The sequence below is a fragment of the Pseudoxanthomonas koreensis genome (assembly GCF_010093225.1).
Taxonomy (GTDB): Bacteria; Pseudomonadota; Gammaproteobacteria; order Xanthomonadales; family Xanthomonadaceae; genus Pseudoxanthomonas; species Pseudoxanthomonas koreensis.
This window is the reverse complement of record NZ_PDWM01000028.1, coordinates 1-26,179: the sequence shown is the minus strand read 5'-3', so window position 1 is coordinate 26,179 and position 26,179 is coordinate 1. Positions and strand designations below refer to the sequence as shown.

Sequence of the window (26,179 nt, the reverse complement as noted above, 5' to 3'; positions counted from 1 at the left end):
GGGGGAAGGCGGCGGCTGGCATTATCGCCCCGACTCCCCGACCGCGCCCGCGCCATGACCCGCACCCGCCACTTCGACACCCTCGCCGCCCACGCCGGGGTCGCGCCCGATCCCGCCAGCGGCGCGCTGGCGCCGCCGCTGCAGCTGGCCACCACCTTCGAGCACGCGCCCGACGCGGCCACTCCGCTGGGCTACCTGTACCAGCGCTACGGCAACCCCAACCAGGCGCAACTGGAACAGGTGCTGGCGAGCCTGGACGGCGGCGCCCGCGGCATGTTCTTCGCCACCGGCATGACCGCCGGGACCACGCTGATGCAGGCGCTGGAGCCGGGCAGCGAACTGCTGATCGCCGACGACACCTATTTCGGCTACCGCGCGGTGGCCGGGCAGTGGCTGGCGCGCTGGGGCATCCGCCACACGGTGGTGGACATGACCGACCTGGACGCGGTGCGCGCGGCGGTCGGCCCCGACACCCGCCTGCTGTGGGCCGAGACGCCGTCCAACCCGCTGCTGAAGGTGTGCGACATCGCCGCGCTGGCCGACATCGCCCACGGCGCCGGTGCGCGGCTGCTGGTCGATGGCACCTTCGCCACCCCGGTGCTGCAGCAGCCGCTGGCGCTGGGCGCGGACATCGTGCTGCATTCGGCCACCAAGTACCTGGGCGGCCACGGCGACGTGATGGGCGGAGTGCTGGTGTTCGCCGCCGACGACGGCCTGGCCGCCGCCTGCCACGAACTGCGCCGCCAGACCGGCAACACCGCCTCGCCGTTCGCCGCCTGGCTGGTACTGCGCGGGCTGCGCACCCTGCCGGTGCGGATCGAGCGCCACTGCCGCAACGCCGCCGCGGTGGCGGAGTACCTGTCGTCGCATCCGCGGGTGCAGGCGGTGCACTGGCCGGGGCTGGCCTCGCACCCGGGACACGCGGTGGCCGCGCGGCAGATGCATGGCGGCTTCGGCGGCATGCTTTCGTTCGAGGTCGCCGGTGGGCGCGACGCGGCGCTGGACGTCGCCGGGCGGCTGCGGTTGTTCACCAACGCCACTTCGCTGGGTTCGACCGAATCGCTGGTCGAGCACCGCGCCTCGATCGAGGCGCCGCAGAAGCAGTCGCCGCCGGGCCTGCTGCGGCTGTCGGTGGGGCTGGAGGATCCGCGCGACCTGGTCGAGGACCTGGCCCAGGCACTGGGCTGAGCGCCGCCGCCGGTCAGTCCAGGAACAGGTCCGGCAGCAGCGGCTGCGAAGGATCGACCGCATAGCCGGACAGGTCGGTCACCCCGGCTTCGGCCAGCACCTGGTCGTCGATGAGGAAGCGGCCGCTGAAGCCGGCGGCCTCGCGCACCAGCACCGCGTGCGCGGCGTCGGCCATGATCTCCGGCCTGCGGCCGTTGGCGGTGCTCACGCCCGGGATCATGTTCAGCGCATCGGTGCCGATCAGCGTGCGCGGCCACAGCGCGTTGACCGCCACGCCGCGCGGCCCGAATTCGGCGGCCAGGCCCAGGGTGACGAAGCTCATGCCCATCTTGGCCAGGGTGTAGCCGGTGTGCGGCCCCCACCACTTCGGATCCAGCGACGGCGGCGGCGCCAGGGTGAGGATGTGCGGGTTGGGCGCCTGCAGCAGGTGCGGCAGGCAGGCCTGCGCGCACAGGAAGCTGCCGCGCGCGTTGACCTGCTGCATCAGGTCGAAGCGCTTCATCGGCGTGTCCAGGGTGCCGCGCAGCCAGATCGCGCTGGCGTTGTTGACCAGGATGTCGATGCCGCCGAAGGCGTCGACGGCGGCGGCGACCGCCGCGTGCACCTGGTCTTCCTCGCGGATGTCGCACTTCAGCGCCAGGCCCTGGCCGCCGGCGGCGTTTACCGCCGCGGCCGCGTCGTGGATGGTGCCGGGCAGCTTCGGATTGGGCACCGAGGACTTGGCGGCGATGGCCACGTTGGCGCCGTCGCGTGCCGCGCGCACGGCGATGGCCAGGCCGATGCCGCGCGAGGCGCCGGTGATGAACAGGGTCTTGCCGGCCAAGGTCGCCATGGTTCCGTCCGTCTGTCGCATGCAGGCCGGCGCGCGCCGGCCGGCACATTGTCGCTGCGCGCGACGGCCGCGCTCAAGGCCGCGGGCCGCGGCCCTCATTGTCTTCCCAGTGCAGCACGCGCCGGGTCACGAAGCGGTACACCGGCTTGCCGGTCGCGAACCACAGCTCGCGCACCCACGAGCGCCGAAGCAGCAGGCGCCGCTCCACCGGAGTGAGCGCCCCCGGGCAATAGGTGCGCTTGTGCTTGAGCAGGTGGCGCAGGTCCTCGCGCGCGAGCAGGCGCATCCAGCGCGAACGCCGGTCGCCGCGCGCGGCCAACTGGAAATCCACCAGCGCCGGCGTGCCGTCGTCGAGCACCAGCCAGTTGGCCTCCTTGGCCAGGTCGTTGTGGACGATGCCCAGGCGATGCACCTGGGCCAGCAGGCGGCGCGCAGCGTGGAAGTAGGCCTGGTCGCCGCGCGGCGGACGCAGGTACATGGGCTGGCCGCCGAGGTAGCCGCGATCGAGCCGCGTCGCGCCACTGGCGAGCAGGGCCGGCGTCGCGGGCAGCCCGGCGAGCTGGTGCAACGCACGCGCTTCGCGCCGGGCCATCGCGCGCGCGATGGGCCGTGCCCACCATGCCGCGCCCGACCAGTCGCGCCGGATCAGCGCCGATCCCGGCCCGCGCACCAGCAGGATCTGGCCGAAGCTGTCCGATTTCAGGGCCTGGTGCGTGTCCGTGGATTCGCGCATGGCGTGATTGTAGGTCGCCCCGCCTCCGCGCAAGGCAAGGGCGTTGCCGTGACATCCGTTCAGGCCCGCTTGGGCGGGCAGGCCGGGCCGGCCACCTATAATCCGCGCCCATGGATTCCACCTGGATGGACGCCGTGCTGGCGTGGATCGGGAACAACCCCGTCCTCGCCGGCCTGGTGATATTCGCCATCGCCTTCTGCGACGCCCTGATCGTCGTCGGCGCGATCGTGCCGGCGCTGCCGCTGCTGGTCGCGGTCGGCGTGCTGGTCGGCATGGGCGAGATTTCCGGGCCGTACGCGCTGGCCTGCGTGACCGTGGGCGCGTTCCTCGGCGACGGCCTGAGCTACTGGATCGGCCGCCGCTGGGGCGGGCGCCTGCACGGGGTGTGGCCGTTCCGCCGCTACCCGCAGCTGCTCGGCCGCGGCGAGGTCCTGTTCCGGCGCAACGCGTTCAAGGCGATCCTGGCGGCGCGCTACGTCGGCGCGGTGCGTCCGTTCGTGCCGGCGATCGCCGGCATGGCGCGGATGCCGGTGCGGCGCTACCTGTTCACCAGCGGCCTGGCCTGCCTGTCCTGGGGAATGCTGTTCCTGGCGCCGGGCTGGGTGCTGGGCCGCGCCTACGACGCGGTGGCCGCGGTCGCCGGCCACCTGGTGATCGTGCTGGCGCTGCTGCTGGGCGTGCTCGCCCTGGCATGGGCCTGGGTGCTCTACACCTACCGCTGGTTCGCCGACCACGCCGACTCGCTGCTGGCGCGCGCGCTGGACTGGAGCCACCGGCATCCGGTGATGGGCCGGCATTCGGCGGCGGTGTTCGATCCGGCGCACCGCGAATCCACTTCGCTGGCGCTGCTGGCGGTGCTGCTGCTGGGCATCGGCTGGGCCTGGTTCGCACTGCTGGTGGCGGTGGTCGGCCATGGCGAGCCGCTGGCCATGGACCTGGCCGTGCACGAGCTCATGCTGGCGCTGCGCAACCCGCTGGCCGACTACCCGATGGCGGCGCTGGCCTCGCTCGGCGACTGGCCGGTGCTGGCGCCGGCCTGCGCGGCGGTGCTGGGCTATTTCGTCTGGCGCCAGCGCTGGATGGCGGCGGCGCACTGGCTGGCGGCGCTGGCCTTCGGCCTGGCGCTGACCTGGCTGCTGGGCAATACCGTGGAGGTGGTCCGCCCGCCGGGTGCGAGCAGCGGCTTCGGCTTCCCTTCGATCGCGGTGACGATGTCGACCATCGCCTTCGGCTTCTTCGCCGTGCTGATCGCGCGCGAACTGCCCGGCCGCGACCGGATCTGGCCGTACCTGGTCTCCGGCGTGGTGGTGGCGCTGATCGGCTTCGCCCGCCTGTACCTGGGCGCGCACTGGCTCAGCGACGTGGTCGGCGGGATGCTGCTGGGCATCGTCTGGCTGCTGGTGCTGGGCATTGCCTACCGCCGGCGCTTCAACCGCTCGTTCTGGGTCAAGCCGGTGGCGTGGACCTTCTACGGCGTCTTCGTCGCCGCCGCGCTGTGGTACGCGCCGCGCAATGTCGAGGCCAAGCTGGCCAAGTTCGAGCCACCGCCGCCGCCGGCGGTGGTGCAGGACCTGGAGGACTGGTGGAGCCACGAATGGATGCTGCAGCCGGCACGGCGCAACGAGTTCGACGATGAACTGCGCTGGCCGCTGGACGTGCAGGTCGCCGGCCCGCTGGCGCCGCTGCGCCTGCGCCTGGAAGCGGCCGGCTGGCGGGTGCAGCCGCAGGCGAAATGGGAGCGGGTGGTGAACCTGCTCGACACCGACGGCGAACCGGACCGGGTGCCGGTGCTGCCGGCGACCCTGGACGCGCGCACCGAAGCGCTGCTGATGATCAAGGATGCGCCCGGCGGCCAGGCACGCCACGTGCTGCGGCTGTGGCCGACGCCGGTCAACCTGCAGCCGGGCAGCGTGCCGCTGTGGGTGGGCACCACCCAGACCCTGCATTTCCGCCCCGACCTGGGCCTGGTCGTGACCTGGCGCCCGCAGCGCGGCGCCGAGCCGGCCCTGGGCCAGTTGCTGGGTCCGCTGGCCGACCTGCCGCACGCGGTGGCGCCGCACCCGGATTCGAAGCTGCCGGTGCTGCGCCTGCGCACCGACGGCGTCGAGGCCGCGGAGGCGCCGGCTATTCCTCGTCCATCCACTCCAGCAGCCGGTCCAGGCGCCGGTGCGGATCGTCCTCCTGCAGCAGCGCCAGGCGCTGCTCGTCGCTGACCGGAAGCAGTTCGGCCAGGCGCCAGCCGACCCAGGCCGCGTCCTCGAGCTGGCGCAGGTTGGCGCCGGCATGCCCCAGGCCGGGATATTCGCCGCCGACCTTGTCCAGCAGTTCGGCCAGCAGGGTGGCCATCGCCGCGTGCTGCGGCTGCAGCGCCGCGGTGCCGGTGTCGTCGCACCAGCGCACCTCGCCCACCAGCAGGCCGTTGTCGCGCACCCGCGTGCGGGCCACGCGGAAGCGGCGGCCACCGCGCACCTGCAGGGTCAGCAGGCCGTTGCGGTCGTTGCCGAAATCCTCGATCCGCGCCTCGACCCCGAACGCGGCCGGCGTGGCCGGCGTGCCGACCTCCTCGCCCTCCAGGATCAGGCAGATGCCGAAGCCGGTGCCGGCGCGGCCGCATTCGGCGACCAGGTCCAGGTAGCGCCGCTCGAACACCCGCAGCCCCAGCGGTGCGCCCGGCAACAGCACGGCGTGCAGCGGGAACAGCGGCAGCGACTCGCTTTCCATCACGCTCCCAGCATCGCCACGAAGCGGCGCGGCGCACCGTCGAAGCCGCCATTGGACATGAACACGACGTGGTCACCCGCGCGCGCTTCCTCGCGCAGCGCCTCCAGCAATGCATCGGCATCGGCCGCGGTGCGGGCCTGGCCGCGCAGCGCCGCAACCACCTTGCCGGCATCCCAGGCCAGTTCCGGGCGGTGCAGGAACACCACCGCGTCGGCCAGGTCCAGCGAGGGCGCCAGCGCGGCGGCGTGCGCGCCCAGTCGCATCGAATTGCTGCGCGGCTCCATCGCGACCACGATCCGCGCATCGCCCACCTTCGCCCGCAGGCCTTCCAGAGTGGTGCGGATCGCGGTCGGGTGGTGGGCGAAATCGTCGTACACGGTGATCCCGCCGCACGTGCCCAGCACTTCCAGCCGGCGCTTGACGCTGGCGAAGCCGGCCAGCGCCGGGATCACCTGCGCCGGCTGCACGCCGACCGCATGCGCGGCCGCCAGCGCGGCCAGCGCGTTCATCACGTTGTGGCGGCCGAGCAGCGGCCAGCGCAGGGTGCCCAGCGCTTCGCCGCGATGGAGCACGGTGAAGGCGCTGCCGTCGGGTTCGAGCAGGCGGGCGCTCCAGTCGAAGCCAACGCCGCCATCGGCACGCGCGATGGCCACCGCTGCGTCGTCCAGGCCGAAGGTCTCCACCGGCGTCCAGCAGCCGGCCGCCAGCACCTCGGCCAGGTTCGCGTCCTCGCCGTTGACGAGCAGCCGGCCATTGCGCGGCACGGTGCGCACCAGGTGGTGGAACTGGCGCTGGATCGCGGCCAGGTCCGGGAAGATGTCGGCGTGGTCGTACTCGAGGTTGTTGAGGATGGCGACCGTGGGCCGGTAGTGGACGAACTTGCTGCGCTTGTCGAAGAAGGCGGTGTCGTACTCGTCGGCCTCCACCACGAACTCGCGCCCGCCGCCCAGCCGCGCCGAGGTACCGAAGTCCTCGGCCACGCCGCCGATCAGGAAGCCCGGATCGCGCCCGGCCGCCTGCAGCAGGAAGGCGAGGATGCTGGTGGTGGTGGTCTTGCCGTGGGTGCCGGCCACCGCCAGGGTGGTGCGCCCCGGCAGCACGCGCTCGGCCAGCCACTGCGCGCCGGAGGTGTAGCGGCGCCCGTCGTCCAGCACCTGCTCCACGGCGGGATTGCCGCGGGACAGCGCGTTGCCGATGACGATTTCCGTGGCATCGGCGGAGATGTTCCCGGGCAGGTAGCCCTGGCGCAGGCCGATGCCGAGTTTTTCCAGCTGGGTGGACATGGGCGGATACACCGCCTGGTCGCTGCCTTCGACCTCGAAGCCCAGTTCCCGCGCCAGCGCGGCCACGCCGCCCATGAAAGTCCCGGCGATGCCGAGGATATGGATCCTGCTCATGCGCCGATTGTCACCGAAATGGCGCGCCGGCGCCCCTTCCCCTCGCCCGACTTCCGCTCCCTGTAGGAGCCCACTTCAGGGGGCGACCCGACGACACCACAAGGCGCGTCGTTCAACGCGCAACCTCCGGATCGTCCGTGTCGAACGCCGCTGCAGCCAGTCGCCTTCGCGTCGCCCCCTGAAGTGGGCTCCTACAAGAGCCCGCGACTCAGCCCTTGAGGCCGGCCAGAATCCGCGAAGTGATCTCGTCCATCGTGCCGACCCCGTCGACCCGCGTCAGCGTGCCGCGGTCCGCGTAGAAGCCGATCACCGGCGCGGTGGAATCGTTGTAGACCTGCAGGCGCTTGCGCACCGATTCGGGGTTGTCGTCGGCGCGGCCCTCGGCCTGCGCCCGGCCGGCGATCCGCTCGACCAGCAGGTCGGTGCCCACGTCCAGCTGCACCACCGCGTCCAGCGGCTGGCCGATCTTGGCCAGCAGCCCGTCCAGCGCCCCGGCCTGTGCCAGGTTGCGCGGATAGCCGTCGAGGATGAAGCCGTCGGCCACGTCGTCGCGGCCCAGGCGCGATTCGAGCATGCCCAGCAGGATATCGTCGGACACCAGGTCGCCCCGGGCCATCACTTCCTTGGCCTGCAGGCCAAGCGGCGTCCCGCCAGCCACTTCGGCGCGCAGCAGGTCGCCGGTGGAGATATGGGGGACGCCGAGGGTTTCCTTCAGGCGCGCAGCCTGCGTTCCCTTGCCCGAACCGGGCGGGCCGAGTAGTACCAGTCGCATCGATTGCTCCCTGGAGAAATGTTCCGTGGCGGCCCGGGGCGCTAGACTTCCGTCCCCGCGTCCGCGTTGCACCGCACCATCGGAAAACACTTTACCGCATCCGGACGCACCGCCCCAAAATTCCGTCCCCGAGGAACCCCTACCATGGTCCAAGGCACCCTGCTCTACGCCCAGTCCGGCGGCGTCACCGCCGTCATCAACGCCACCGCCAGCGGCGTCATCCGCGAGGCGCGCGCGCGCGGGGTGAAGGTGCTGGCCGCCCGCAACGGCATCCTCGGCGCCCTGCGCGAGGAGCTGGTGGACACCTCGAAGGAGTCGACCGCGGCCATCGAAGCCCTGGCCCACACCCCCGGTGGCGCCTTCGGCTCCTGCCGCTACAAGCTCAAGTCGGTCGAGGCGGACCGGGCGAAGTACGAGCGCCTGCTCGAGGTGCTCAAGGCGCACGACGTGCGCTACTTCCTCTACAACGGCGGCAACGACTCGGCCGACACCGCCTGGAAGGTCTCGCAGCTGGCCCAGGCCTTCGGCTACCCGCTGCAGTGCATCGGCGTGCCCAAGACCATCGACAACGACCTGGCCGTGACCGACACCTGCCCGGGCTTCGGCTCGGCGGCCAAATACACCGCCGTGTCCGTGCGCGAGGCCGCGCTGGACGTGGCCGCGATGGCCGAGACCTCGACCAAGGTGTTCGTCTACGAGGCCATGGGCCGCCACGCCGGCTGGCTGGCCGCCGCCGCCGGCCTGGCCGGGCAGTCGCCGGACGAGGCCCCGCAGATCATCCTGTTCCCCGAGCGCGCCTACGACGAGGCCGCGTTCCTGGCCCAGGTCGACAAGGTGGTGAAGAAGGTCGGCTGGTGCGTGGTGGTGGCCAGCGAGGGCATCCACGACAAGGACGGCAGGTTCGTCGCCGACGCCGGCGGCGGCAAGGACGCCTTCGGCCACACCCAGCTCGGCGGCGTGGCCTCGTACCTGGCCGGCAAGGTCAAGGACAACCTCGGCTACAAGGTCCACTGGACCCTGCCCGACTACCTGCAGCGCTCGGCCCGCCACGTCGCCTCGAAGACCGACTGGGAACAGGCACAGGCGGTGGGCAAGGCCGCGGTGCAGTACGCGCTCAAGGGCATGAACTCGGTGATGCCGGTGATCGTGCGCACCTCGTCCGCGCCCTACCGCTGGAAGATCGAGCCGGCGCCGCTGCACAAGGTCGCCAACCACGAGAAGACCATGCCGGCCGGCTTCATCCGCAAGGACGGCTACGGCATCACCGCGAAGGCACGCGAGTACCTGGAACCGCTGATCCGCGGCGAAGCCCCGCTGCCCTGGGGCCGCGACGGCCTGCCCAAGTACGTGACGCTGAAGAACGTGGCGGTGAAGAAGAAGCTGCCGGCCTGGGAAGGCTGAGCGCGACGCCCTCCGGCGCCGGCGACCCGCCGGCGCCCCCCTCCGGGCCCCGGGATCCAGCGCGGAATGCGCAGCCTGCCACCTCCCGCAGGCGCGACGGGTGGCCTTCCGACCGGCGCTGCGGTCATACTCGGGCCACTCCAGGGATGTTGAACACGGTATACGCGCTTCGGATACGGGCCGTTCCAGTGCTCCACGGCTCGCCCGGCGGTTGACCCTGTTCGTCCATCCCCGGGCGGCATCCATCAACCTTGGGAGGGGTTCATGCTGGAACAATACGGTTTGGCGCTGGCACTGCTCTGCGCTGTCCTTGCAATCCTTTACGGCATCGTGTCCGCGCGCTGGATCCTGGCGCAACCGGCGGGCAACGAGCGCATGCAGCAGATCGCCGCTGCCATCCAGGAAGGCGCGCGCGCCTACCTCAACCGCCAGTACCTGACCATCGCCATCGCCGGCGCGGCGCTGTTCGTGCTGGTCGGCTTCTTCCTCAGCTGGTACACCGCGATCGGCTTCGCGATCGGCGCGGTGCTGTCCGGCCTGGCCGGCTACATCGGCATGAACGTGTCGGTGCGCGCCAACGTGCGCACCGCCGAAGCCGCGCGCAAGGGCCTGGGCCCGGCGATGGACGTGGCGTTCCGCGGCGGCGCGATCACCGGCATGCTGGTGGTCGGCCTGGGCCTGCTGGGCGTGGCCGGCTACTACTGGCTGCTGCAGCGGCTGGGGCTGAGCCAGGCCGACAACCTGCATGCGCTGGTCGGGCTGGCGTTCGGCTCCTCGCTGATCTCGATCTTCGCCCGCCTGGGTGGCGGCATCTTCACCAAGGGCGCCGACGTGGGCGCCGACCTGGTCGGCAAGGTCGAGGCCGGCATCCCCGAGGATGATCCGCGCAACCCGGCGGTGATCGCCGACAACGTCGGCGACAACGTCGGCGACTGCGCAGGCATGGCCGCCGACCTGTTCGAGACCTACGCGGTCACGGTCATCGCGACCATGCTGCTGGGCGGGCTGATGATGGACGAGGTCGGCCGCAACGCGATCCTGTATCCGCTGGTGCTGGGCGGCGTGTCGATCATCGCCTCGATCATCGGCGCGTTCTTCGTCAAGGTGAAGCCCGGCGGTTCGATCATGGGCGCGCTGTACAAGGGCGTGATCGTCTCCGGCGTGCTGGCGGCGATCGCGTTCTGGCCGATCACCACCGCGCTGATGGCCGACAACGCGCACGGCGCGCTCAACCTGTACATCTGCGCGCTGATCGGCCTGGTCCTGACCGGCCTGATCGTGTGGATCACCGAGTACTACACCGGCACCCAGTACAAGCCGGTGCAGCACGTCGCCCAGGCTTCGACCACCGGCCACGGCACCAACATCATCGCCGGCCTCGGCGTGTCGATGAAGTCGACCGCGCTGCCGGTGGTGGCGGTGTGCGCCGCGATCTGGTTCGCCTACCTGCACGGCGGCCTGTACGGGATAGCGATTGCCGCCACCGCGATGCTGTCGATGGCCGGCATGATCGTGGCGCTGGACGCCTACGGCCCGATCACCGACAACGCCGGCGGCATCGCCGAGATGTCGGAGCTGCCGCCTGAGGTGCGCAACGTCACCGACCCGCTGGACGCGGTGGGCAACACCACCAAGGCGGTGACCAAGGGTTACGCGATCGGTTCGGCCGCCCTCGCGGCACTGGTGCTGTTCGCCGACTACACCCACAACCTGCAGGCCAACAACCCGGGCCAGGTGTTCACCTTCGACCTGTCCGACCACACCGTGATCATCGGCCTGCTGATCGGCGGCCTGATCCCGTACCTGTTCGGTGCGATGGCGATGGAAGCGGTCGGCCGCGCCGCCGGCGCGGTGGTGGAGGAAGTGCGCCGCCAGTTCCGCGAGATCCCCGGGATCATGCAGGGCACCGGCAAGCCGCAGTACGACAAGGCGGTGGACATGCTGACCCGCTCGGCGATCAAGGAGATGATCGTGCCGTCGCTGCTGCCGGTGGCGGTGCCGATCGTGGTTGGCCTGCTGCTGGGGCCGAAGGCGCTGGGCGGCCTGCTGATCGGCACCATTGTCACCGGCCTGTTCGTGGCGATCTCGATGACCACCGGCGGCGGCGCCTGGGACAACGCCAAGAAGTACATCGAGGATGGCCACTTCGGCGGCAAGGGCAGCGAGGCGCACAAGGCCGCGGTCACCGGCGACACCGTCGGCGACCCCTACAAGGACACCGCCGGCCCGGCGATCAACCCGCTGATCAAGATCATCAACATCGTGGCGCTGCTGCTGGTGCCGCTGCTGTAAGCCATTGATCCTGCTTGAATCGAAGCCCCGGCCATGCCGGGGCTTCGTGTTTGTAGGAGCGGACATGGCCGCGACCGGGCGTCGGAACCACGACGCCGGCCCCTGTGCCGACGCCGGGTCGCGGTCATGCCCGCTCCTGCAGGGGGCTGGCTTTGTGCGCCGCAGCAGACAAAGGCGTAAAATGCCCGCCCTCTTCAACCGCGTTTCCCACGGAGCAGCAGATGGGCCTCGACCAGGTCAATTCCGGGCGCAACCCGCCGGACGAAATCAACGTCATCATCGAGATCCCGAAGGACTCCGAGCCGGTGAAGTACGAAGTGGACAAGGAAAGCGGCGCGATCTTCGTCGACCGCATCCTCTCCACCCCGATGCGCTACCCGTGCAACTATGGCTACGTGCCCCACACCCTGTGCGGCGACGGCGACCCGGCCGACGTGCTGGTGGTGCTGCCGCTGCCGCTGATCCCCGGCTCGGTGGTGCGCTGCCGCCCGGTCGGCGTGCTGAAGATGACCGACGAGGCCGGCGGCGACGAGAAGATCCTGGCCGTCCCGGTGTCCAAGGTGTTCTCCGGCTACGCCCACGTCGAGGACATCGGCCAGGTCTCGCCGCACTGGCTGGAGCGCATCGGCCACTTCTTCGAGCACTACAAGGACCTGGAGAAGGGCAAGTGGGTCAAGCTCGACGGCTGGGGCGACGCCGCGGAAGCCAGGAAGATCCTGCTCGAATCGATGCAGCGCGCGGCCGACAAGGCCTGATCGCCCGCGGCGCCGGCCAATGGCCGGCGCCCCCCCGCGGATCAGCCGCCCTCGCCCGAGCGGCGCGCGGTGATGCTCAACCCGATCAGCCGCGACACCACCAGCGCGATGTACATGACCCCCGCGAACTGGGCCAGCATCACCAGCGCGCGCGCCTGCGGCAGCACCGGCACCACGTCGCTCAGGCCCACGCCCGACAGCAGGCTGAAGCTCAGGTACAGCAGCTCCATCCAGCTGCGGTGCGCGCCTTCGGACACCGCCACGAAGCTGCCCGGGTAGACGATCTGGCACACCGAGAAGGCGAAGGCGAACGCCCATGCCAGCAGGGTGAAGGTCGCGCCGGCCGCATACAGTTCGTCGCGGGTGACCTCGTGGTCGGCCAGCATGTAAGCGGTCAGGCTGCCGGCGGCGTAGAAATACAGCAGGCTTTCCAGCGCCTGCGACATTGCCCACAGCGCCGGCTGCTCCAGCAGCGCACCCGCGCCGGACAGCAGCACCGCCGGCAGCGCCAGGCCCCAGGCCACCCAGCTCAGCGCCGGGCTGCGCTTGACCACCCACACCGCCAGCAGCAGCACCAGGATGCCGAACGCGCCGAACAGCGCGCGCCCGGCGGCCGCCCTCTCCATCAGCGGGTACAGCAGCACGCCCAGCAGCTGTACCGCCAGCAGCAGCGCCGACGGATGCCGCCGGGCCCTGACCAGCCAGCGCAGGCCGAGGAGCGGTCGCATCTCAGCCGAAGTGCTTGAACAGGGCGTAGTAGACGACGTAGATCCAGCCGAGGATGCCGTGGATGAGCACCCAAAGCAGCGACTTGTTCGCCGTCCAGGAAATGGTGATGGCCAGGGCGGTGCCGAAGCCCACGCCGACCTTGACCACGCTGCTGCCTGCACTCATAGCCATCCTCGGCATTGCCGGAATGCGGCGACGATAGCGCATCGCCGCCGCGGCCGGCAGGGGCCGCAGCGGCGCCCGGGCGGCGCTCAGCCCAGCCGGTACACCTGCGCGCCCTGCTCGCGGAACTCGGCCGACTTCTCCGCCATGCCCGCTTCCAGCGCAGCCTGCTCGTCGACCCCGTGCTCGGCGGCGTAGTCGCGCACGTCCTGGGTGATCTTCATCGAGCAGAAATGCGGGCCGCACATCGAGCAGAAGTGGGCCAGCTTGTGCGCGTCCTTGGGCAGGGTCTCGTCGTGGAACTCCTGGGCCTTCTCCGGATCCAGGCCGAGGTGGAACTGGTCCTCCCAGCGGAATTCGAATCTTGCCTTGCTCAGCGCGTTGTCGCGCACCTGCGCGCCCGGGTGGCCCTTGGCCAGGTCGGCGGCGTGGGCGGCGATGCGGTAGGCCATGATCCCGTCGCGCACGTCCTGGCGGTTGGGCAGGCCCAGGTGTTCCTTCGGGGTGACGTAGCAGAGCATCGCGGTGCCGAACCAGCCGATCATCGCGGCACCGATCGCCGAGGTGATGTGGTCGTAGCCGGGCGCGATGTCGGTGGTCAGCGGACCGAGGGTGTAGAACGGGGCCTCGCCGCACTCGCGCAGCTGCTTGTCCATGTTCTCCTTGATCAACTGCATCGGCACATGGCCGGGGCCCTCGATCATGGTCTGGACGTCGTGCTTCCAGGCGATCTTCGTCAGCTCGCCCAGCGTTTCCAGCTCGCCGAACTGGGCCGCGTCGTTGGCGTCTGCAATACAGCCCGGGCGCAGGCCGTCGCCGAGGGAGAAGGCCACGTCGTAGGCCTTCATGATTTCGCAGATCTCCTCGAAATGGGTATAGAGGAAGTTCTCGCGGTGGTGGGCCAGGCACCACTTGGCCAGGATCGAACCGCCGCGGGAAACAATCCCGGTGACGCGCTTGGCCGTCAGCGGCACGTAGCGCAGCAGCACCCCGGCGTGGATGGTGAAGTAGTCCACGCCCTGCTCGGCCTGCTCGATCAGGGTGTCGCGGAAGATCTCCCAGGTCAGCTCCTCGGCGCGGCCGTCGACTTTCTCCAGCGCCTGGTAGATCGGCACCGTGCCGATCGGCACCGGCGAGTTGCGGATGATCCACTCGCGGGTCTCGTGGATGTGCTTGCCGGTGGACAGGTCCATCACCGTGTCGCCGCCCCAGCGGATCGCCCACACCAGCTTCTCCACTTCTTCGGCGATGCCCGAGGACACCGCGGAGTTGCCGATGTTGGCGTTGATCTTGGTGAGGAAATTGCGGCCGATGATCATCGGCTCGCTTTCCGGGTGGTTGATGTTGTTGGGCAGGATCGCGCGGCCGCGGGCGATCTCGTCGCGCACGAACTCCGGGGTGATGATCTTCGGGATGCTCGCGCCGAACGATTCGCCCGGGTGCTGGGCCAGCAGGCCGGCGTCGCGCACCGCCTCCAGGCGCTGGTTCTCGCGGATCGCCACGAACTCCATCTCCGGGGTGACGATGCCGCGGCGGGCGTAATGCATCTGGGTGACGTTGGCGCCGGCGATGGCGCGGCGCGGCAGCACGCGGCCGGGGAAGCGCACCGCGGCCAGCTTCGGGTCGTGTTCGCGGCCGCGGCCGAATTCCGAGCTCAACGCCGGCAGCAGCGCGGTGTCGCCGCGGTCGGCGATCCATTGCGCGCGCAATGCCGGCAGGCCCGTGGACAGGTCGATGCATGCCTCCGGGTCGGTGTACGGGCCGGAGGTGTCGTACACGGTGACCGGCGGATTCTCCTCGCCGCCGAACACGGTGGGCGTGCGGGTCAGCGCGATCTCGCGCATCGGCACGCGGATGTCGGGGCGCGAACCTTCGACGTGGATCTTGCGCGAACCGGGGATCGGCCGGGTCACGGATCCGGACAGTTGCTCGGCCTGCTGGACCAGGGAGGCGCGCGCTTCCGGTTTGATGCTGGCGTTCATGGATGCTCCGCTCGATACATGGATCGCCGCACGGACGTGCGGACCATGGCGGTCGCGACGCGGCGTGCAGGCACGTCGCGCGCACCGCCCGGAGCGGGCGGACACGGGACGCAGGCGCCCCGCGAAAGCTTCCCTACGCCGGTATCAGCCGGATCAGGTTCCAAGGGACTGTCTCAACCGTGGCCCTTGCTGGCGCCGCCGGTACCCCCGCTTCGCCGGGCATTAGACCGGCAAACGCGCGGGCGCGCCAGTGCGCAGGCGAATGGTGGGGCCTATGGCAGCGCCCGCACCGCGCGCGCATGCGCCGAGACGATCGCCAGGGTCGAGGCGTCGCTGTCGAACAGCGAGAACAGGCCCTGCGCCTCCTGCGGCGGATCGCCGGTGAACGGATCGCCGGGCGCCCACATCCAGTCGGCGTTGCCGGTGCGGCCGCGGCCGCCCCAGGCCCAGAAGTTCGAGCCGGCGATGGCGTCGCCGGCCTGCATGCGCTGCAGCAGGCGGTCGTAGATGGCCTGGCAGAAGCGGTCGCGCGCCTGCGTGCCCGAGGCCGGGTCGTACGAACCCAGGTCGCGGTTGAGGCCGAACTCGGACAGCACGATCGGCTTGCCCAGCCGGGCGGCGACGTCGATGTGCCGGTCGATGTAGTCCAGCGAGGTCGCCAGCCCGGAATCCAGCCGCGCCGCCGGATCCTTGTGGTCGATCCAGCTCCAGTTCGACGGCCACAGGTGGAAGGTCAGGTAGTCAACGTTGGGCGTGGCGTGCGCGCGGACGAACAGCTCCATGTCGCCGGCCGAACCCATCTCGCCCTCGCTGCCGGTGCTGACCAGCTGTTTCGGCGCCAGGCCGTGGATGAAACCTGCGGTTTCGTCGATCCAGCGCACGTAGGCATCGGCGTTGGCCTGGCCACCGGCGTCGCTGCCCGGCCGCGGTTCGTTGGCCAGCTGCCAGGACATCACCGTGGGATCGTCCACGTAGGCCACGCCGGTGATGCTGTTGCTGCGGACGACCACGGTGCGGATCGCGTCGCGGTACCAGGCCTGGGCCTGGGGGATCGCGTAGAAGCGCGCCGAGTTCTGCATGAACCCGTTCCAGTCGCCGGTCAGGTCCGGGTCGTGGTCGGCCACCGAGCCCCCGGTGGCCCAGGCCACGTACTGCGACATGCCGCCGGACCACTGCCAGAAGTTGTTGAGGTAGAGCACCGCCTTCATGTCGCGCCTGCCCATCTCGGCGAGCAGGTAGTCCAGGCCCTGCAGCAGCTGTTCGTCGTATTCGCCTGGCGCACCCATGACCGCGGGGCGTACACCGCGCTTGAAGCCGCTGGCCTCGGACATGGCCAGCACGCGCAGGTTGTCGATGCCGGCGGCCTTGAGCTGGTCGAGTTCGGCGCGCAGGCGTTCGCGGTCGCCGACGCCATCGGGCGCACCGAGGTAGGCGCCGTACCAGAAGTTGGCGCCGGCGAAGCGGTAGGGCTTGCCGTCGAGGACGAAGCCGGTGCCCTGGACCTGGACGAAACCGGACTGCATGGCTGGTTCGATGGCGGGAGATGCAACGGCAGCACGAGACACACTTGGATCGGTGGCGGTGTCCGTAGCAGTAATCTCACCCGACTCGCCGGAACAGGCGCCCAAAGCGCAGGCCAGCAGCCACGGCACCATCCGCCAGCGGCGCCCCCAATGGCTGATTCCGAGCCGAAGCCTGAAAGGTAACGATATCTCACGCACTTGAAGCCTCCGTGGCCTGATGGCGCCATTAGACCCAGGACAGGATGGGGAAGCACGTTGCAGTGCACACCGCCGCCCCGATGCGCTTATCCGGCGCTTGCTTGACGACGCCCACCTGCGCCGACTGCGCGGGAGACGCCGACAGTCGCATCGAGCGGGCCGGTATCGTTGCCCGGATGTGACCAACGTCTCTTGTCGGCTTCGAGGCGGCCATGCTGGAATATCGCCCAGCCTGATTGGGGAATCGGGCACTTACAGGGGAACAATTCATGTCGATCTTTTCCGGCCGGGCCATTTCGGGCCTCGCCGTCGTGTCTGTCATGCTCGCCACCAGCGGTTGCGCCACGGTTACCCGGGGTACGACGCAGGCGCTTACCATCGAGACTTCACCTTCCGGTGCTACCGCCTCTCTTTCCAACGGGGAGCAATGCGGCACGCCTTGCACGTTGAAAGTAAAGCGGAAGTATCCGGTCACCGTCGAACTGTGCAAAGCCGGCTTCGATCCCGTGGTAACGACCATACAGAGCCAGGTCTCGGGTGCCGGCGCCGCGGGTATGGCCGGAAATGTGCTCGTGGGCGGCCTGATTGGCGTTGGCGTGGATGCCGCTTCCGGGGCAACCAAGGAATTGCGGCCCAATCCACTGGTCGTGCAACTGATCGAAAGCAGCGCCGGCTGCGAAGCCCCCACGCTGCCTGCTGTGCCGGAGAATGGCCAGACGCCCGAGGAATACATGAAATCGAAAAAGGACAAGAAGAAGGCATAAGCGCCCGGCACCACAAGCTACCGCGGGGATCCCATTCCCCGCGGTAGTTCAATCCCCCGCCGCCTGCCCGTCCTTGCGGCTTTCCGAGGCGCCGGAATACACCCCGCTCTCCGGATCGCGCAGGATCGCCTGGTAACCGCCGAACGGCCCATCGGCGAAGACGATGCGATGACCCTTGCGCATCAGCGCGCGCACGGTTTCATACGGGAAGCCGGTCTCCAGGTTGACCGCGCCGCCATCGCTCATCGCCGTGCCCTGCCCGGTCGGCTCGGTCGAACCCTCGTGCTGGATCCGCGGCGCGTCGCCGGCTTCCTGCAGGTTCATGCCGAAATCGACCAGGTTCATCACGATCTGCACGTGCCCCTGCGGCTGCATCGCCCCACCCATCACGCCGAAGCTCACCCACGGCTTCCCATCCTTGGTGATGAAGGCGGGAATGATGGTCTGGAACGGGCGCTTGCCCGGCGCGTAGCAGTTCGGATGCCGCGGCTGCGCATCGCAGCCGGCGAGCACGAACATCTCGCCGCGATCCTGCAGGATGAAGCCTAGCCCCGGCGGCGCCATGCCGCTGCCCATGCCGCGGTAGTTGGACTGGATCAGCGAAACCATCATGCCGTCCGCGTCGGCGGTGGTCAGGTAGATGGTGTCGCCCTCCTCCAGTTGCCGGGGCGTGCCCGGCTGCACTTCGCGCAGGGCCTTGTCGGGCGAGATCAGCTTGCGGCGCTCGGCCGCGTACCCCTTCGACACCAGCTTGCCAACGGGCGCGGGCTGGAACGCCGGGTCGGCGTAGAAGCGCGCGCGGTCGGCGAACGCCAGCTTCTTGGCCTCCACGAACAGGTGTACATGCTCGGGCGAGCCGAACGCGATCTCCGAGAAGTCGTAGCCCTCGAGCACGTTGAGCATCTGCAGCGCGGCGATGCCCTGGCTGTTGGGCGGCAGCTCCCACACGTCCACGCCGCGGTAGTTGGTGGACACCGGCTCGACCCACTCGCCCTGGTGCGCGGCCAGGTCCTCGTAGGAAAGGAAGCCGCCGTTGGCGCGGAAGTAGGCGTCGATGCTGCGGGCGATGTCGCCCTTGTAGAACGCATCGCGGCCACCGTCGGCGATCTTCTGCAGGGTGTCGGCCAGGTTCGGGTTCTTCCACAGCTCGCCCTTGCGCGGGGCGCGGCCGTCGAGGGTGAACTGCTCCCTGAAGCCGGGATACTGCGACAGCCGCGGCACCGAGCGGTCCCAGTAGTAGGCGATCACCTCGTGCACCGGATGGCCTTCGCGCGCGTAGCGGATCGCCGGGGCCAGGTTGTCGGCCATCGGCAGGCGGCCGAAGCGGTCGTGCAGGGCGAACCAGCCGTCGACCGCACCGGGCACCGACACCGGCAGCGGGCCGTGCACCGGGATGTCCTTCAGCCCGCGACGCTGGAACTCGGCCAGGGTCAGCGACTGCGGCGAGCGGCCGGAGCCGTTGTAGCCGTAAAGCTTCTTCGTCTTCGGATCCCACACGATCGCGAACAGGTCGCCACCGATGCCGTTGCCGGTCGGCTCCATCAGCCCGAGCGCGGCGTTGGCGGCGATCGCCGCGTCCATCGCCGAGCCGCCCTGCTTCATCACGTCCAGCGCGACCTGGGTGGCCAGCGGATGCGAGGTGGCGGCCATCGCATGCGGGGCGATCACCTCCGAGCGGGTGGCGAACAGTTCGCCGGTGATGCGGTCGGCGGCTGGGGCGGTGCCGGCCGCGCAAAGAGAGGCAAGGGCAAGCAGGGCGGGGAAGCGGCGCATGGTCGTGGCGGGTCGGGACTGCCGCCCACGATACCTGAAGCGGCGCGCGGCACTGCGTGGCGGCAGTGCGCGCTCCGGACGGGAGCGCGCTGGACGCGGCATCTTCATGCGGCGCGGGGTCGCCCCCTGAAGTGGGCTCCTACAGGAGGGATCAGCGGTCGAGGAGTGCCTTGTCGCGGACTGCGCCCTTGTCGGCGCTGGTGGCGAGCAGGGCGTAGGCCTTGAGCGCGGTGCTGACCTTGCGCTCGCGCGGCAGCGCCGGCTTCCAGCCCTTCGCGTCCTGTTCGGCGCGGCGACGCGCCAGTTCGTCGTCGCCCACCAGCAGGTCGATGCTGCGCGCGGGGATATCGATGCGGGTGGGGTCGCCGTCGCGGACCAGGCCGATCGCGCCGCCGGCCGCCGCTTCCGGCGAGGCGTGGCCGATCGACAGGCCCGAGGTGCCGCCGGAGAAGCGGCCGTCGGTGAGCAGCGCGCACTGCTTGCCCAGGCCTTTCGACTTCAGGTAGCTGGTCGGGTACAGCATTTCCTGCATGCCCGGCCCGCCCTTGGGGCCTTCGTAGCGGATCACCACCACGTCGCCGGCCTGGACCTCGTCGCCGAGGATGCCCTTCACCGCCGCGTCCTGGCTTTCGTAGACCCGCGCGTTGCCTTCGAACACGTGGATCGACTCGTCCACGCCGGCGGTCTTCACCACGCAGCCGTCCACGGCGATGTTGCCGTGGAGCACGGCCAGGCCGCCTTCCTTCGAGAACGCGTGCGCCATGTCGCGGATGCAGCCCTCGGCGCGGTCGGCGTCCAGCGACGGCCAGCGCGTGGCCTGGCTGAAGGCGACCTGGGTCGGGATCCCCGCCGGGCCAGCCTTGAAGAACGTGTGCACCGCCTCGTCGGAGGTGGCGGTGATGTCCCACTTCGCCAGCGCCTCGCCGAGGGTCTTCGAGTGCACGGTCGGCACGGACGTGTCGAGCAGCCCGCCGCGCGCCAGCTCGGCCAGGATCGCCATGATCCCGCCGGCGCGGTGCACGTCCTCGATGTGGTACTTCTGCGTGTTCGGCGCGACCTTGCACAGCTGCGGCACGCGCTTTGAAAGGCGATCGATGTCGCGCATGCCGAACGGGACTTCGGCCTCCTGCGCGGCGGCCAACAGGTGCAGGATGGTGTTGGTCGAGCCACCCATGGCGATGTCCAGGGTCATCGCGTTCTTGAACGCGGCCAGGGTCGCGATGCCGCGCGGCAGCGCGCTCGCATCCTCCGCGCCGTACCAGCGGGGGCACAGCTCCACCGCGGTGACGCCGGCGCGCCGGAACAGCGCCTCGCGGTCGGCGTGGGTGGCCAGCACCGTGCCGTTGCCCGGCAGCGACAGGCCCAGCGCCTCGGTCAGGCAGTTCATCGAGTTGGCGGTGAACATGCCGCTGCACGAGCCGCAGGTCGGGCACGCGCTGCGCTCGACCGCGGCGACCTGCTCGTCGGAGGCCGTCGGATCGGCCGCCATCACCATCGCGTCGATCAGGTCGAGCTTGTGGTCGGCCAGGCGTGTCTTGCCCGCTTCCATCGGCCCGCCGGAGACGAACACCGTGGGGATGTTCAGCCGCAGCGCGGCCATCAGCATGCCCGGGGTGATCTTGTCGCAGTTGGAGATGCACACCAGCGCGTCGGCGCAATGCGCGTTGGCCATGTACTCGACCGCGTCGGCGATCAGCTCGCGGCTGGGCAGCGAATACAGCATGCCGTCGTGGCCCATGGCGATGCCGTCGTCGACGGCGATCGTGTTGAACTCCTTGGCCACCCCGCCCACGCGCTCGATCTCGCGCGCCACCAGCTGGCCGAGGTCCTTCAGGTGCACGTGGCCCGGGACGAACTGGGTGAACGAGTTGGCGATGGCCACGATCGGCTTGTGGAAGTCGTCGTCCTGCATGCCGGTGGCGCGCCACAGCGCGCGGGCACCGGCCATGTTGCGGCCATGGGTGGAGGTTCGGGAGCGGTAGTCGGGCATCGGTCGGGAGAACGCTGGCGGAGGCTGGCGCGTGCGGAAGCGTGCGCGGCGGGCGTGCACGCGGCACGCGGCGGAGGAACGTCTGAAAGCTGAAACCGGCACGGATTGTGCTGCGTTTCCTCGGTTGCAGTTGCAACAGTAAAGCGCCGGCGACGAGTGCTTGACAAGCCGGGAACCGGCGTGCTTTCCTGCGAGTCATGTTGCACCGCCACATGCCCCTGACCAGCCGCCACGACGCGCCCCACGGCGCGCAGCCGCTCCTCGTCCTCGTCCTTATTACCTCGCCACCAGGTGCGGGACGAACCGGCGCGTAAGCAGAACAGGACGCCAGATTCGCAAAACCCCGCACCGGAAGGCGCGGGGTTTTTTGTTGGCCGTCGCACGCCGCGGAAACTATCAGCAGAAACAAATCGTTTACGGCACATTCCATCCCCTTTCGCGTTACCTCCACCCCATCGAACCGCACAGGAACACGCCATGACCAGCACCACCAACCCACCCGCGTCCATCAAGAGCGTCGCGATCGTCGGCTACGGCAGCCAGGGCCGCGCGCACGCACTGAACCTGCGCGATTCCGGCTTCGACGTGACCATCGGCCTGCGTCCGGGCGGGCCGACCGAAGCCAAGGCGCAGGCCGACGGCTTCGTGGTCAAGGCGCCGGCCGAGGCGGTGAAGGACGCCGACCTGGTCGCGGTGCTGACCCCGGACATGGTCCAGAAGAAGCTCTACGAGGACGTGCTGGCCGCCAACATGAAGCCCGGCGCCTGCCTGCTGTTCGCCCACGGCCTCAACGTGCACTTCGGCATGATCGCCCCACGCGAGGATCTGGACGTGGTCCTGGTCGCGCCGAAGGGCCCGGGCGCGCTGGTGCGCCGCGAGTACGAGATCGGCCGCGGCGTGCCGTGCATCTACGCGGTGTACCAGGACCGGAGCGGCAAGGCCGAGCAGCTGGCCCTGGCCTATGCCGCGGGCCTGGGCGGCGCGCGCGCCAACATCATCCGGACCACCTTCAAGGAAGAGACCGAAACCGACCTGTTCGGCGAGCAGGCCGTGCTGTGCGGCGGCGCTTCCTCGCTGGTGCAGGCCGGCTTCGAGACCCTGGTCGAGGCCGGCTACCAGCCGGAAATCGCCTACTACGAAGTGCTGCACGAACTGAAGCTGATCGTCGACCTGTTTTACGAGGGTGGCATCACCCGCATGCTGGAATTCATCTCCGAGACCGCGCAGTACGGCGACTTCGTCAGCGGCCCGCGGGTGATCGACGCGTCGGTGAAGGCGCGGATGAAGGACGTGCTGACCGACATCCAGAACGGCACCTTCACCCGCAACTGGCAGGCCGAGTACGACGCCGGCCTGCCGAACTACCGCAAGTTCCAGCAGGCCGACAAGGACCATCCGATCGAGAAGGTCGGCCGCGAACTGCGCGCGAAGATGGTCTGGCTGCAGTCCAACGCCCAGCCGGACGCCAGCGACGCCGACGACGCCACCGCCAAGAGGCCCGCCGCCGCATGAACGCCACCTCCCCCACTGCGGCGGCCGGGCTGCGCAATGGCGCGGCCTGGGTCGCGCATGCGCTGGAAGCCGAGGGGGTGGATACGATCTTCGGCTATCCGGGCGGCGCGATCATGCCGTTCTACGACGCGCTGGTGGACTCGAAGCTGCGCCACATCCTGGTGCGGCACGAGCAGGGCGCGGCACTGGCCGCCAACGGCTACGCGCGCGCCAGCGGCAGGGTCGGCGTGTGCGTGGCCACGTCCGGCCCGGGCGCGTCGAACCTGGTGACCGGCATTGCAGATGCGCTGCTGGACTCGGTGCCGATGGTCTGCATCACCGGCCAGGTCGGCACGCCGCTGCTGGGCACCGATGCGTTCCAGGAGCTGGATGTGTTCGGCATGACCATGCCGATCGTCAAGCACAGCTTCCTGGTGCGGAAGGTCGACGACCTGCCGCGGGTGCTGGCCGAGGCCTTCCGCCTGGCCCGCGAGGGCCGGCCCGGCCCGGTGCTGATCGACCTGCCCAAGGACGTGCAGGTCGGCGCCGCCACGCACCTGCCGGCGCACGTGCCGGCGGAAGTGGCGCGCGAACCGGCGCCGGCCGACGCCGCGCTGGCCGAGGCGATCGCGGTGATCGCCGCGGCGGAAAAACCCGTCGTCTACGGTGGCGGCGGCATCGGCATCGCCGACGCGGCGGCGGAGTTCCGCCAGTTCGTTGAGGCCACCCGCATCCCGACCGTGCTGACCCTGCGCGGCCTGGGCGCGCTGCCGGGCAACCACCCGCAGTTCCTGGGCATGCTGGGCATGCACGGCACCCGCGCGGCGAACATCGCCGTGCAGGAATCGGACCTGCTGGTGGTGGTCGGCGCCCGCTTCGACGATCGCGCCACCGGCAAGCTGGCCGAGTTCGCGCCGTTCGCCCGCGTCGTGCACCTGGATGCGGACGCGTACGAGATCTCCAAGCTGCGCACCGCCGACGTGGCCCTGGCCGGCGACGTCGCCGCGGGCCTGCGCGCGCTCACGGCCGGGCTGGCGGCGCGGTATCGCGCCGGCTCCCCCGTTGAATCCCGGCACATGGATGCACCGGCTCCCGCGAAGGACCCGCAGGACGACTGGCGCCAGCGCTGCGGCAAGAACCGCGAGCGCCACGCCGCCCGCTACGACGCGCCCGGCCAGGACATCTACGCGCCGGCGCTGCTCAAGCGCGTCAGCGAGCTGGCGCCGGACGCGATCGTGACCGCCGACGTGGGCCAGCACCAGATGTGGGTGGCGCAGCACTGCCGCTTCTCGCATCCGCGCAACCACCTGACCTCCGGCGCGCTGGGCACGATGGGCTTCGGCCTGCCGGCGGCGATGGGCGCGCAGTTCGCCTTCCCCGACCGCACCGTGGTCCTGGTCAACGGCGACGGCGGCTTCATGATGAACGTGCAGGAGCTGGTGACCATCGCCCGCTGCAGGCTGCCGGTGAAGATGATCCTGCTGGACAACAGTTCGCTGGGCATGGTCCGGCAGTGGCAGGAACTGTTCTTCGAAAAGCGCTACAGCGAGATCGACCTGTCCGACAACCCGGACTTCGCCGCGCTGGCCCAGGTGTGCGGCATTCCCGCCACCCGGATCGAGCAGCGCAGCGAGGTCGAGGACGCGCTGGCCGCTCTGCTGGCCGCGCCGGGGCCGGGCCTGCTGCACGTGAAGATCGACGCGCGCGCCAACGTCTGGCCGCTGGTGCCGCCGAACACGGCCAACAGCCAGATGCTGGATTCCAATCCCAACGAACAGAAGGCGGAGTCCGCGCATGCGTTACCGGCTTGACCTGGTGCTGAGGCCCGTGGAGGGCGCGCTGGTCCGGGTGATCGGGATGACCGAGCGCCGCGGCTTCGCGCCGTGCGCGATCAGCGGCGGCAGTGAAGATGGCGACGGTCGCTGGCGGCTGCAGCTGGTGGTCGACGGCAGCCGCCCGGCCGAGACCCTGAAGCGCCAGCTGCAGAAGGTTTACGACTGCGAGTCGGTCGCGATCGTGCCGGTCGAGACCGCGCCGTTCGAAGGCGCGGCCCGCGACGATGCGACGCCGCGGCACGCGCCGCAGGTGGCAGCATGACGCGCATTCCCGCCCGCTTCGCACCCGCCATGGCCGCCCCCGCGGAGGCCATGGTCCGGAGGTGCCTTCTTCGCCATTGCCCGGGGTGCGGCGGCGATGCCTGACAGCGGCCGCGCCAGCACCGGCCCGAAGGAGGCCGACGTCGGCGACGTCGGGGTCACGGGCGTGGGTGCACGCGGTCGAACGGCCGCCAGCGTGGCGGACGGTGAGGCGGTGGTGGCCGAAGTCGGCGTCGCCGACGTGCTCGCCGCGCAGTCGCGGCTGCGCCGCTACCTGCCGGTGACGCCCATGCACCATGCCGAACGCTTCGGGGTGATGCTCAAGCTGGAGAACCTGCAGCGCACCGGCTCGTACAAGGTACGCGGCGCGCTCAACGCGATGCTGGCCGCGCGCGAACGCGGCGACCATCGCCCGGTGATCTGCGCCTCGGCCGGCAACCACGCCCAGGGCGTGGCCTGGGCCGCGTACCGCCTGGGCGTGCAGGCGATCACGGTGATGCCGCACGGCGCACCGGAGAACAAGATCGCCGGCGTCGCCCACTGGGGCGCGACCGTGCGCCAGCATGGCGACAGCTACGACGAGGCCTACGCCTTCGCCCGCCAGCTGGCCGCGCAGAATGACTACCGCTTCCTGTCCGCGTTCGACGACCCGGATGTGATCGCCGGCCAGGGCACCATCGGCATCGAGATCGCACCGCACGCGCCGGACGTGGTCATCGTCCCGATCGGCGGCGGCGGCCTGGCCTCGGGCGTGGCCCTGGCGCTGAAGGCGCAGGGCGTGCGCGTGGTCGGCGCCCAGGTCGAGGGCGTGGATTCGATGGCGCGCGCGATCCGTGGCGACACCCGCGCGATCGACCCGGCCCGCTCGCTGGCCGACGGCGTCCGGGTCAAGGTGCCCGGCTTCATCACCCGCCGCCTGTGCGCGCGCCTGCTCGACGACGTGGTCATCGTCCGCGAGGCCGAGCTGCGCGAGACCCTGGTGCGGCTGGCGCTGGAGGAGAACCTGATCGCCGAGGGTGCCGGCGCGCTGGCCCTGGCCGCCGGCCGCCGCGTCGCCGGCAGGCGCAAGTGCGCCGTGGTGTCCGGCGGCAACATCGACGCGACCACCCTGGCCGCGCTGCTCTCCGAAGTGCGGCCGCGGCCGCCGCGCAAGCCGCGCCGCCGCACCGTCGAGCCGCCGTCCGTCGCCGCGGACGGGCCGCCTGGCCCAGCCGCACCTGCTCCTGCGACGAAAGGCACGGTGGCAAGGCGCCGCCCTGCCGCTAACCTGTCCCACTCACCCACCATTTCCGTCCCAATGGCGCCGAGCGCGCCAGAGCACGTCAGCGAAGAGGAATTCACCTGGTGAACGCGCCCCGGTCCCAAGCCCCCACCCAGGTC

At 70.3% G+C, this 26,179-nt stretch carries 21 protein-coding genes and 1 riboswitch; of the genes, 10 read left to right on the top strand and 11 right to left on the bottom strand.

Annotated features, from left to right (window positions below):
- Window positions 1-54 precede the first annotated feature (54 nt).
- Window positions 55-1,188: a trans-sulfuration enzyme family protein gene (locus CSC64_RS09645; RefSeq protein ID WP_162435110.1), complete on the top strand. Its 1,134-nt coding sequence runs from the start codon at window positions 55-57 to the stop codon at window positions 1,186-1,188.
- A 13-nt stretch (window positions 1,189-1,201) separates the two neighbouring features.
- On the opposite strand, the gene CSC64_RS09640 is transcribed toward CSC64_RS09645, so the two are convergent.
- Both CSC64_RS09640 and CSC64_RS09635 read right to left on the bottom strand, forming a co-directional pair.
- Window positions 1,202-2,020: an SDR family oxidoreductase gene (locus CSC64_RS09640; RefSeq protein ID WP_162435109.1), complete on the bottom strand. Its 819-nt coding sequence runs from the start codon at window positions 2,018-2,020 to the stop codon at window positions 1,202-1,204.
- A 73-nt stretch (window positions 2,021-2,093) separates the two neighbouring features.
- A complete protein-coding gene (locus tag CSC64_RS09635) occupies window positions 2,094-2,753 on the bottom strand; it encodes a protein kinase family protein (protein WP_162435108.1) in 660 nt (219 codons plus the stop codon).
- Window positions 2,754-2,863: 110 nt separating this feature from the next.
- Between CSC64_RS09635 and CSC64_RS09630 the strand changes: the two genes are divergently transcribed.
- Window positions 2,864-4,966, top strand: coding sequence for a bifunctional DedA family/phosphatase PAP2 family protein (locus CSC64_RS09630; RefSeq protein WP_162435107.1), 2,103 nt, complete (start codon window positions 2,864-2,866; stop codon window positions 4,964-4,966).
- On the opposite strand, the gene CSC64_RS09625 is transcribed toward CSC64_RS09630, so the two are convergent.
- The 3 genes from CSC64_RS09625 to CSC64_RS09615 form a co-directional block, all read right to left on the bottom strand.
- The gene (locus tag CSC64_RS09625; protein ID WP_162435106.1) at window positions 4,878-5,474 is read right to left on the bottom strand and encodes an LON peptidase substrate-binding domain-containing protein; all 597 of its coding nucleotides are present in this window, start codon (window positions 5,472-5,474) and stop codon (window positions 4,878-4,880) included. The two genes, CSC64_RS09630 and CSC64_RS09625, sit on opposite strands and share 89 nt — an antisense overlap.
- Entirely contained in the window at window positions 5,474-6,871 is a 1,398-nt protein-coding gene (mpl, locus tag CSC64_RS09620) for a UDP-N-acetylmuramate:L-alanyl-gamma-D-glutamyl-meso-diaminopimelate ligase (protein ID WP_162435105.1), read from the bottom strand. Before mpl ends, CSC64_RS09625 begins: the two co-directional genes overlap by 1 nt.
- 208 nt (window positions 6,872-7,079) lie before the next feature.
- Entirely contained in the window at window positions 7,080-7,643 is a 564-nt protein-coding gene (locus CSC64_RS09615; protein WP_162435104.1) for an adenylate kinase, read from the bottom strand.
- Between the two features lie 144 nt (window positions 7,644-7,787).
- Here CSC64_RS09615 and CSC64_RS09610 point away from each other — a divergent pair, with 144 nt between their 5' ends.
- The 3 genes from CSC64_RS09610 (at window position 7,788) to ppa (ending at window position 12,091) form a co-directional block, all read left to right on the top strand.
- Window positions 7,788-9,044, top strand: coding sequence for a 6-phosphofructokinase (locus tag CSC64_RS09610; RefSeq protein WP_162435103.1), 1,257 nt, complete (start codon window positions 7,788-7,790; stop codon window positions 9,042-9,044).
- 264 nt (window positions 9,045-9,308) lie between these two features.
- Complete coding sequence (locus tag CSC64_RS09605) at window positions 9,309-11,336, top strand: sodium-translocating pyrophosphatase (protein ID WP_162435102.1); 2,028 nt, start codon at window positions 9,309-9,311, stop codon at window positions 11,334-11,336.
- 221 nt (window positions 11,337-11,557) lie between these two features.
- Window positions 11,558-12,091 carry an inorganic diphosphatase gene (ppa, locus tag CSC64_RS09600; protein ID WP_162435101.1) on the top strand — a complete coding sequence of 178 codons (534 nt, stop codon included), beginning with the start codon at window positions 11,558-11,560 and terminating at the stop codon, window positions 12,089-12,091.
- A 41-nt stretch (window positions 12,092-12,132) separates the two neighbouring features.
- Here the strand turns inward: ppa and CSC64_RS09595 are convergent, their stop codons facing one another.
- The 4 genes from CSC64_RS09595 to CSC64_RS09580 form a co-directional block, all read right to left on the bottom strand.
- Complete coding sequence (locus tag CSC64_RS09595) at window positions 12,133-12,819, bottom strand: ion channel (RefSeq protein WP_162435100.1); 687 nt, start codon at window positions 12,817-12,819, stop codon at window positions 12,133-12,135.
- Between the two features lies 1 nt (window position 12,820).
- On the bottom strand, window positions 12,821-12,991 hold the full coding sequence (locus CSC64_RS09590) for a hypothetical protein (protein WP_238389922.1): 171 nt from the start codon (window positions 12,989-12,991) through the stop codon (window positions 12,821-12,823).
- A gap of 80 nt (window positions 12,992-13,071) precedes the next feature.
- Window positions 13,072-14,964, bottom strand: coding sequence for a phosphomethylpyrimidine synthase ThiC (gene thiC / locus CSC64_RS09585; RefSeq protein WP_162435098.1), 1,893 nt, complete (start codon window positions 14,962-14,964; stop codon window positions 13,072-13,074).
- 112 nt (window positions 14,965-15,076) lie between these two features.
- A riboswitch (TPP riboswitch) is annotated at window positions 15,077-15,183 on the bottom strand.
- A gap of 53 nt (window positions 15,184-15,236) precedes the next feature.
- The gene (locus CSC64_RS09580; RefSeq protein WP_162435097.1) at window positions 15,237-16,487 is read right to left on the bottom strand and encodes a glycoside hydrolase 5 family protein; all 1,251 of its coding nucleotides are present in this window, start codon (window positions 16,485-16,487) and stop codon (window positions 15,237-15,239) included.
- 467 nt (window positions 16,488-16,954) lie between these two features.
- Here CSC64_RS09580 and CSC64_RS09575 point away from each other — a divergent pair, with 467 nt between their 5' ends.
- A complete protein-coding gene (locus tag CSC64_RS09575) occupies window positions 16,955-17,449 on the top strand; it encodes a PEGA domain-containing protein (RefSeq protein ID WP_202922350.1) in 495 nt (164 codons plus the stop codon).
- Between the two features lie 48 nt (window positions 17,450-17,497).
- On the opposite strand, the gene ggt is transcribed toward CSC64_RS09575, so the two are convergent.
- Window positions 17,498-19,222, bottom strand: a complete 1,725-nt coding sequence (gene ggt, locus CSC64_RS09570; RefSeq protein WP_162435096.1) for a gamma-glutamyltransferase — start codon at window positions 19,220-19,222, stop codon at window positions 17,498-17,500.
- Between the two features lie 151 nt (window positions 19,223-19,373).
- Window positions 19,374-21,212, bottom strand: coding sequence for a dihydroxy-acid dehydratase (gene ilvD / locus CSC64_RS09565; RefSeq protein ID WP_162435095.1), 1,839 nt, complete (start codon window positions 21,210-21,212; stop codon window positions 19,374-19,376).
- 477 nt (window positions 21,213-21,689) lie between these two features.
- Between ilvD and ilvC the strand changes: the two genes are divergently transcribed.
- The 4 genes from ilvC (at window position 21,690) to CSC64_RS09545 (ending at window position 26,147) form a co-directional block, all read left to right on the top strand.
- Window positions 21,690-22,724, top strand: coding sequence for a ketol-acid reductoisomerase (ilvC, locus tag CSC64_RS09560; protein ID WP_162435094.1), 1,035 nt, complete (start codon window positions 21,690-21,692; stop codon window positions 22,722-22,724).
- Window positions 22,721-24,514: an acetolactate synthase 2 catalytic subunit gene (ilvG, locus tag CSC64_RS09555; RefSeq protein ID WP_162435093.1), complete on the top strand. Its 1,794-nt coding sequence runs from the start codon at window positions 22,721-22,723 to the stop codon at window positions 24,512-24,514. The genes ilvC and ilvG overlap by 4 nt, the downstream gene beginning before the upstream one ends.
- Window positions 24,498-24,800 carry an ACT domain-containing protein gene (locus CSC64_RS09550; RefSeq protein WP_162435092.1) on the top strand — a complete coding sequence of 101 codons (303 nt, stop codon included), beginning with the start codon at window positions 24,498-24,500 and terminating at the stop codon, window positions 24,798-24,800. Before ilvG ends, CSC64_RS09550 begins: the two co-directional genes overlap by 17 nt.
- A gap of 96 nt (window positions 24,801-24,896) precedes the next feature.
- A complete protein-coding gene (locus tag CSC64_RS09545; protein WP_162435091.1) occupies window positions 24,897-26,147 on the top strand; it encodes a threonine dehydratase in 1,251 nt (416 codons plus the stop codon).
- Window positions 26,148-26,179: the final 32 nt, after the last annotated feature.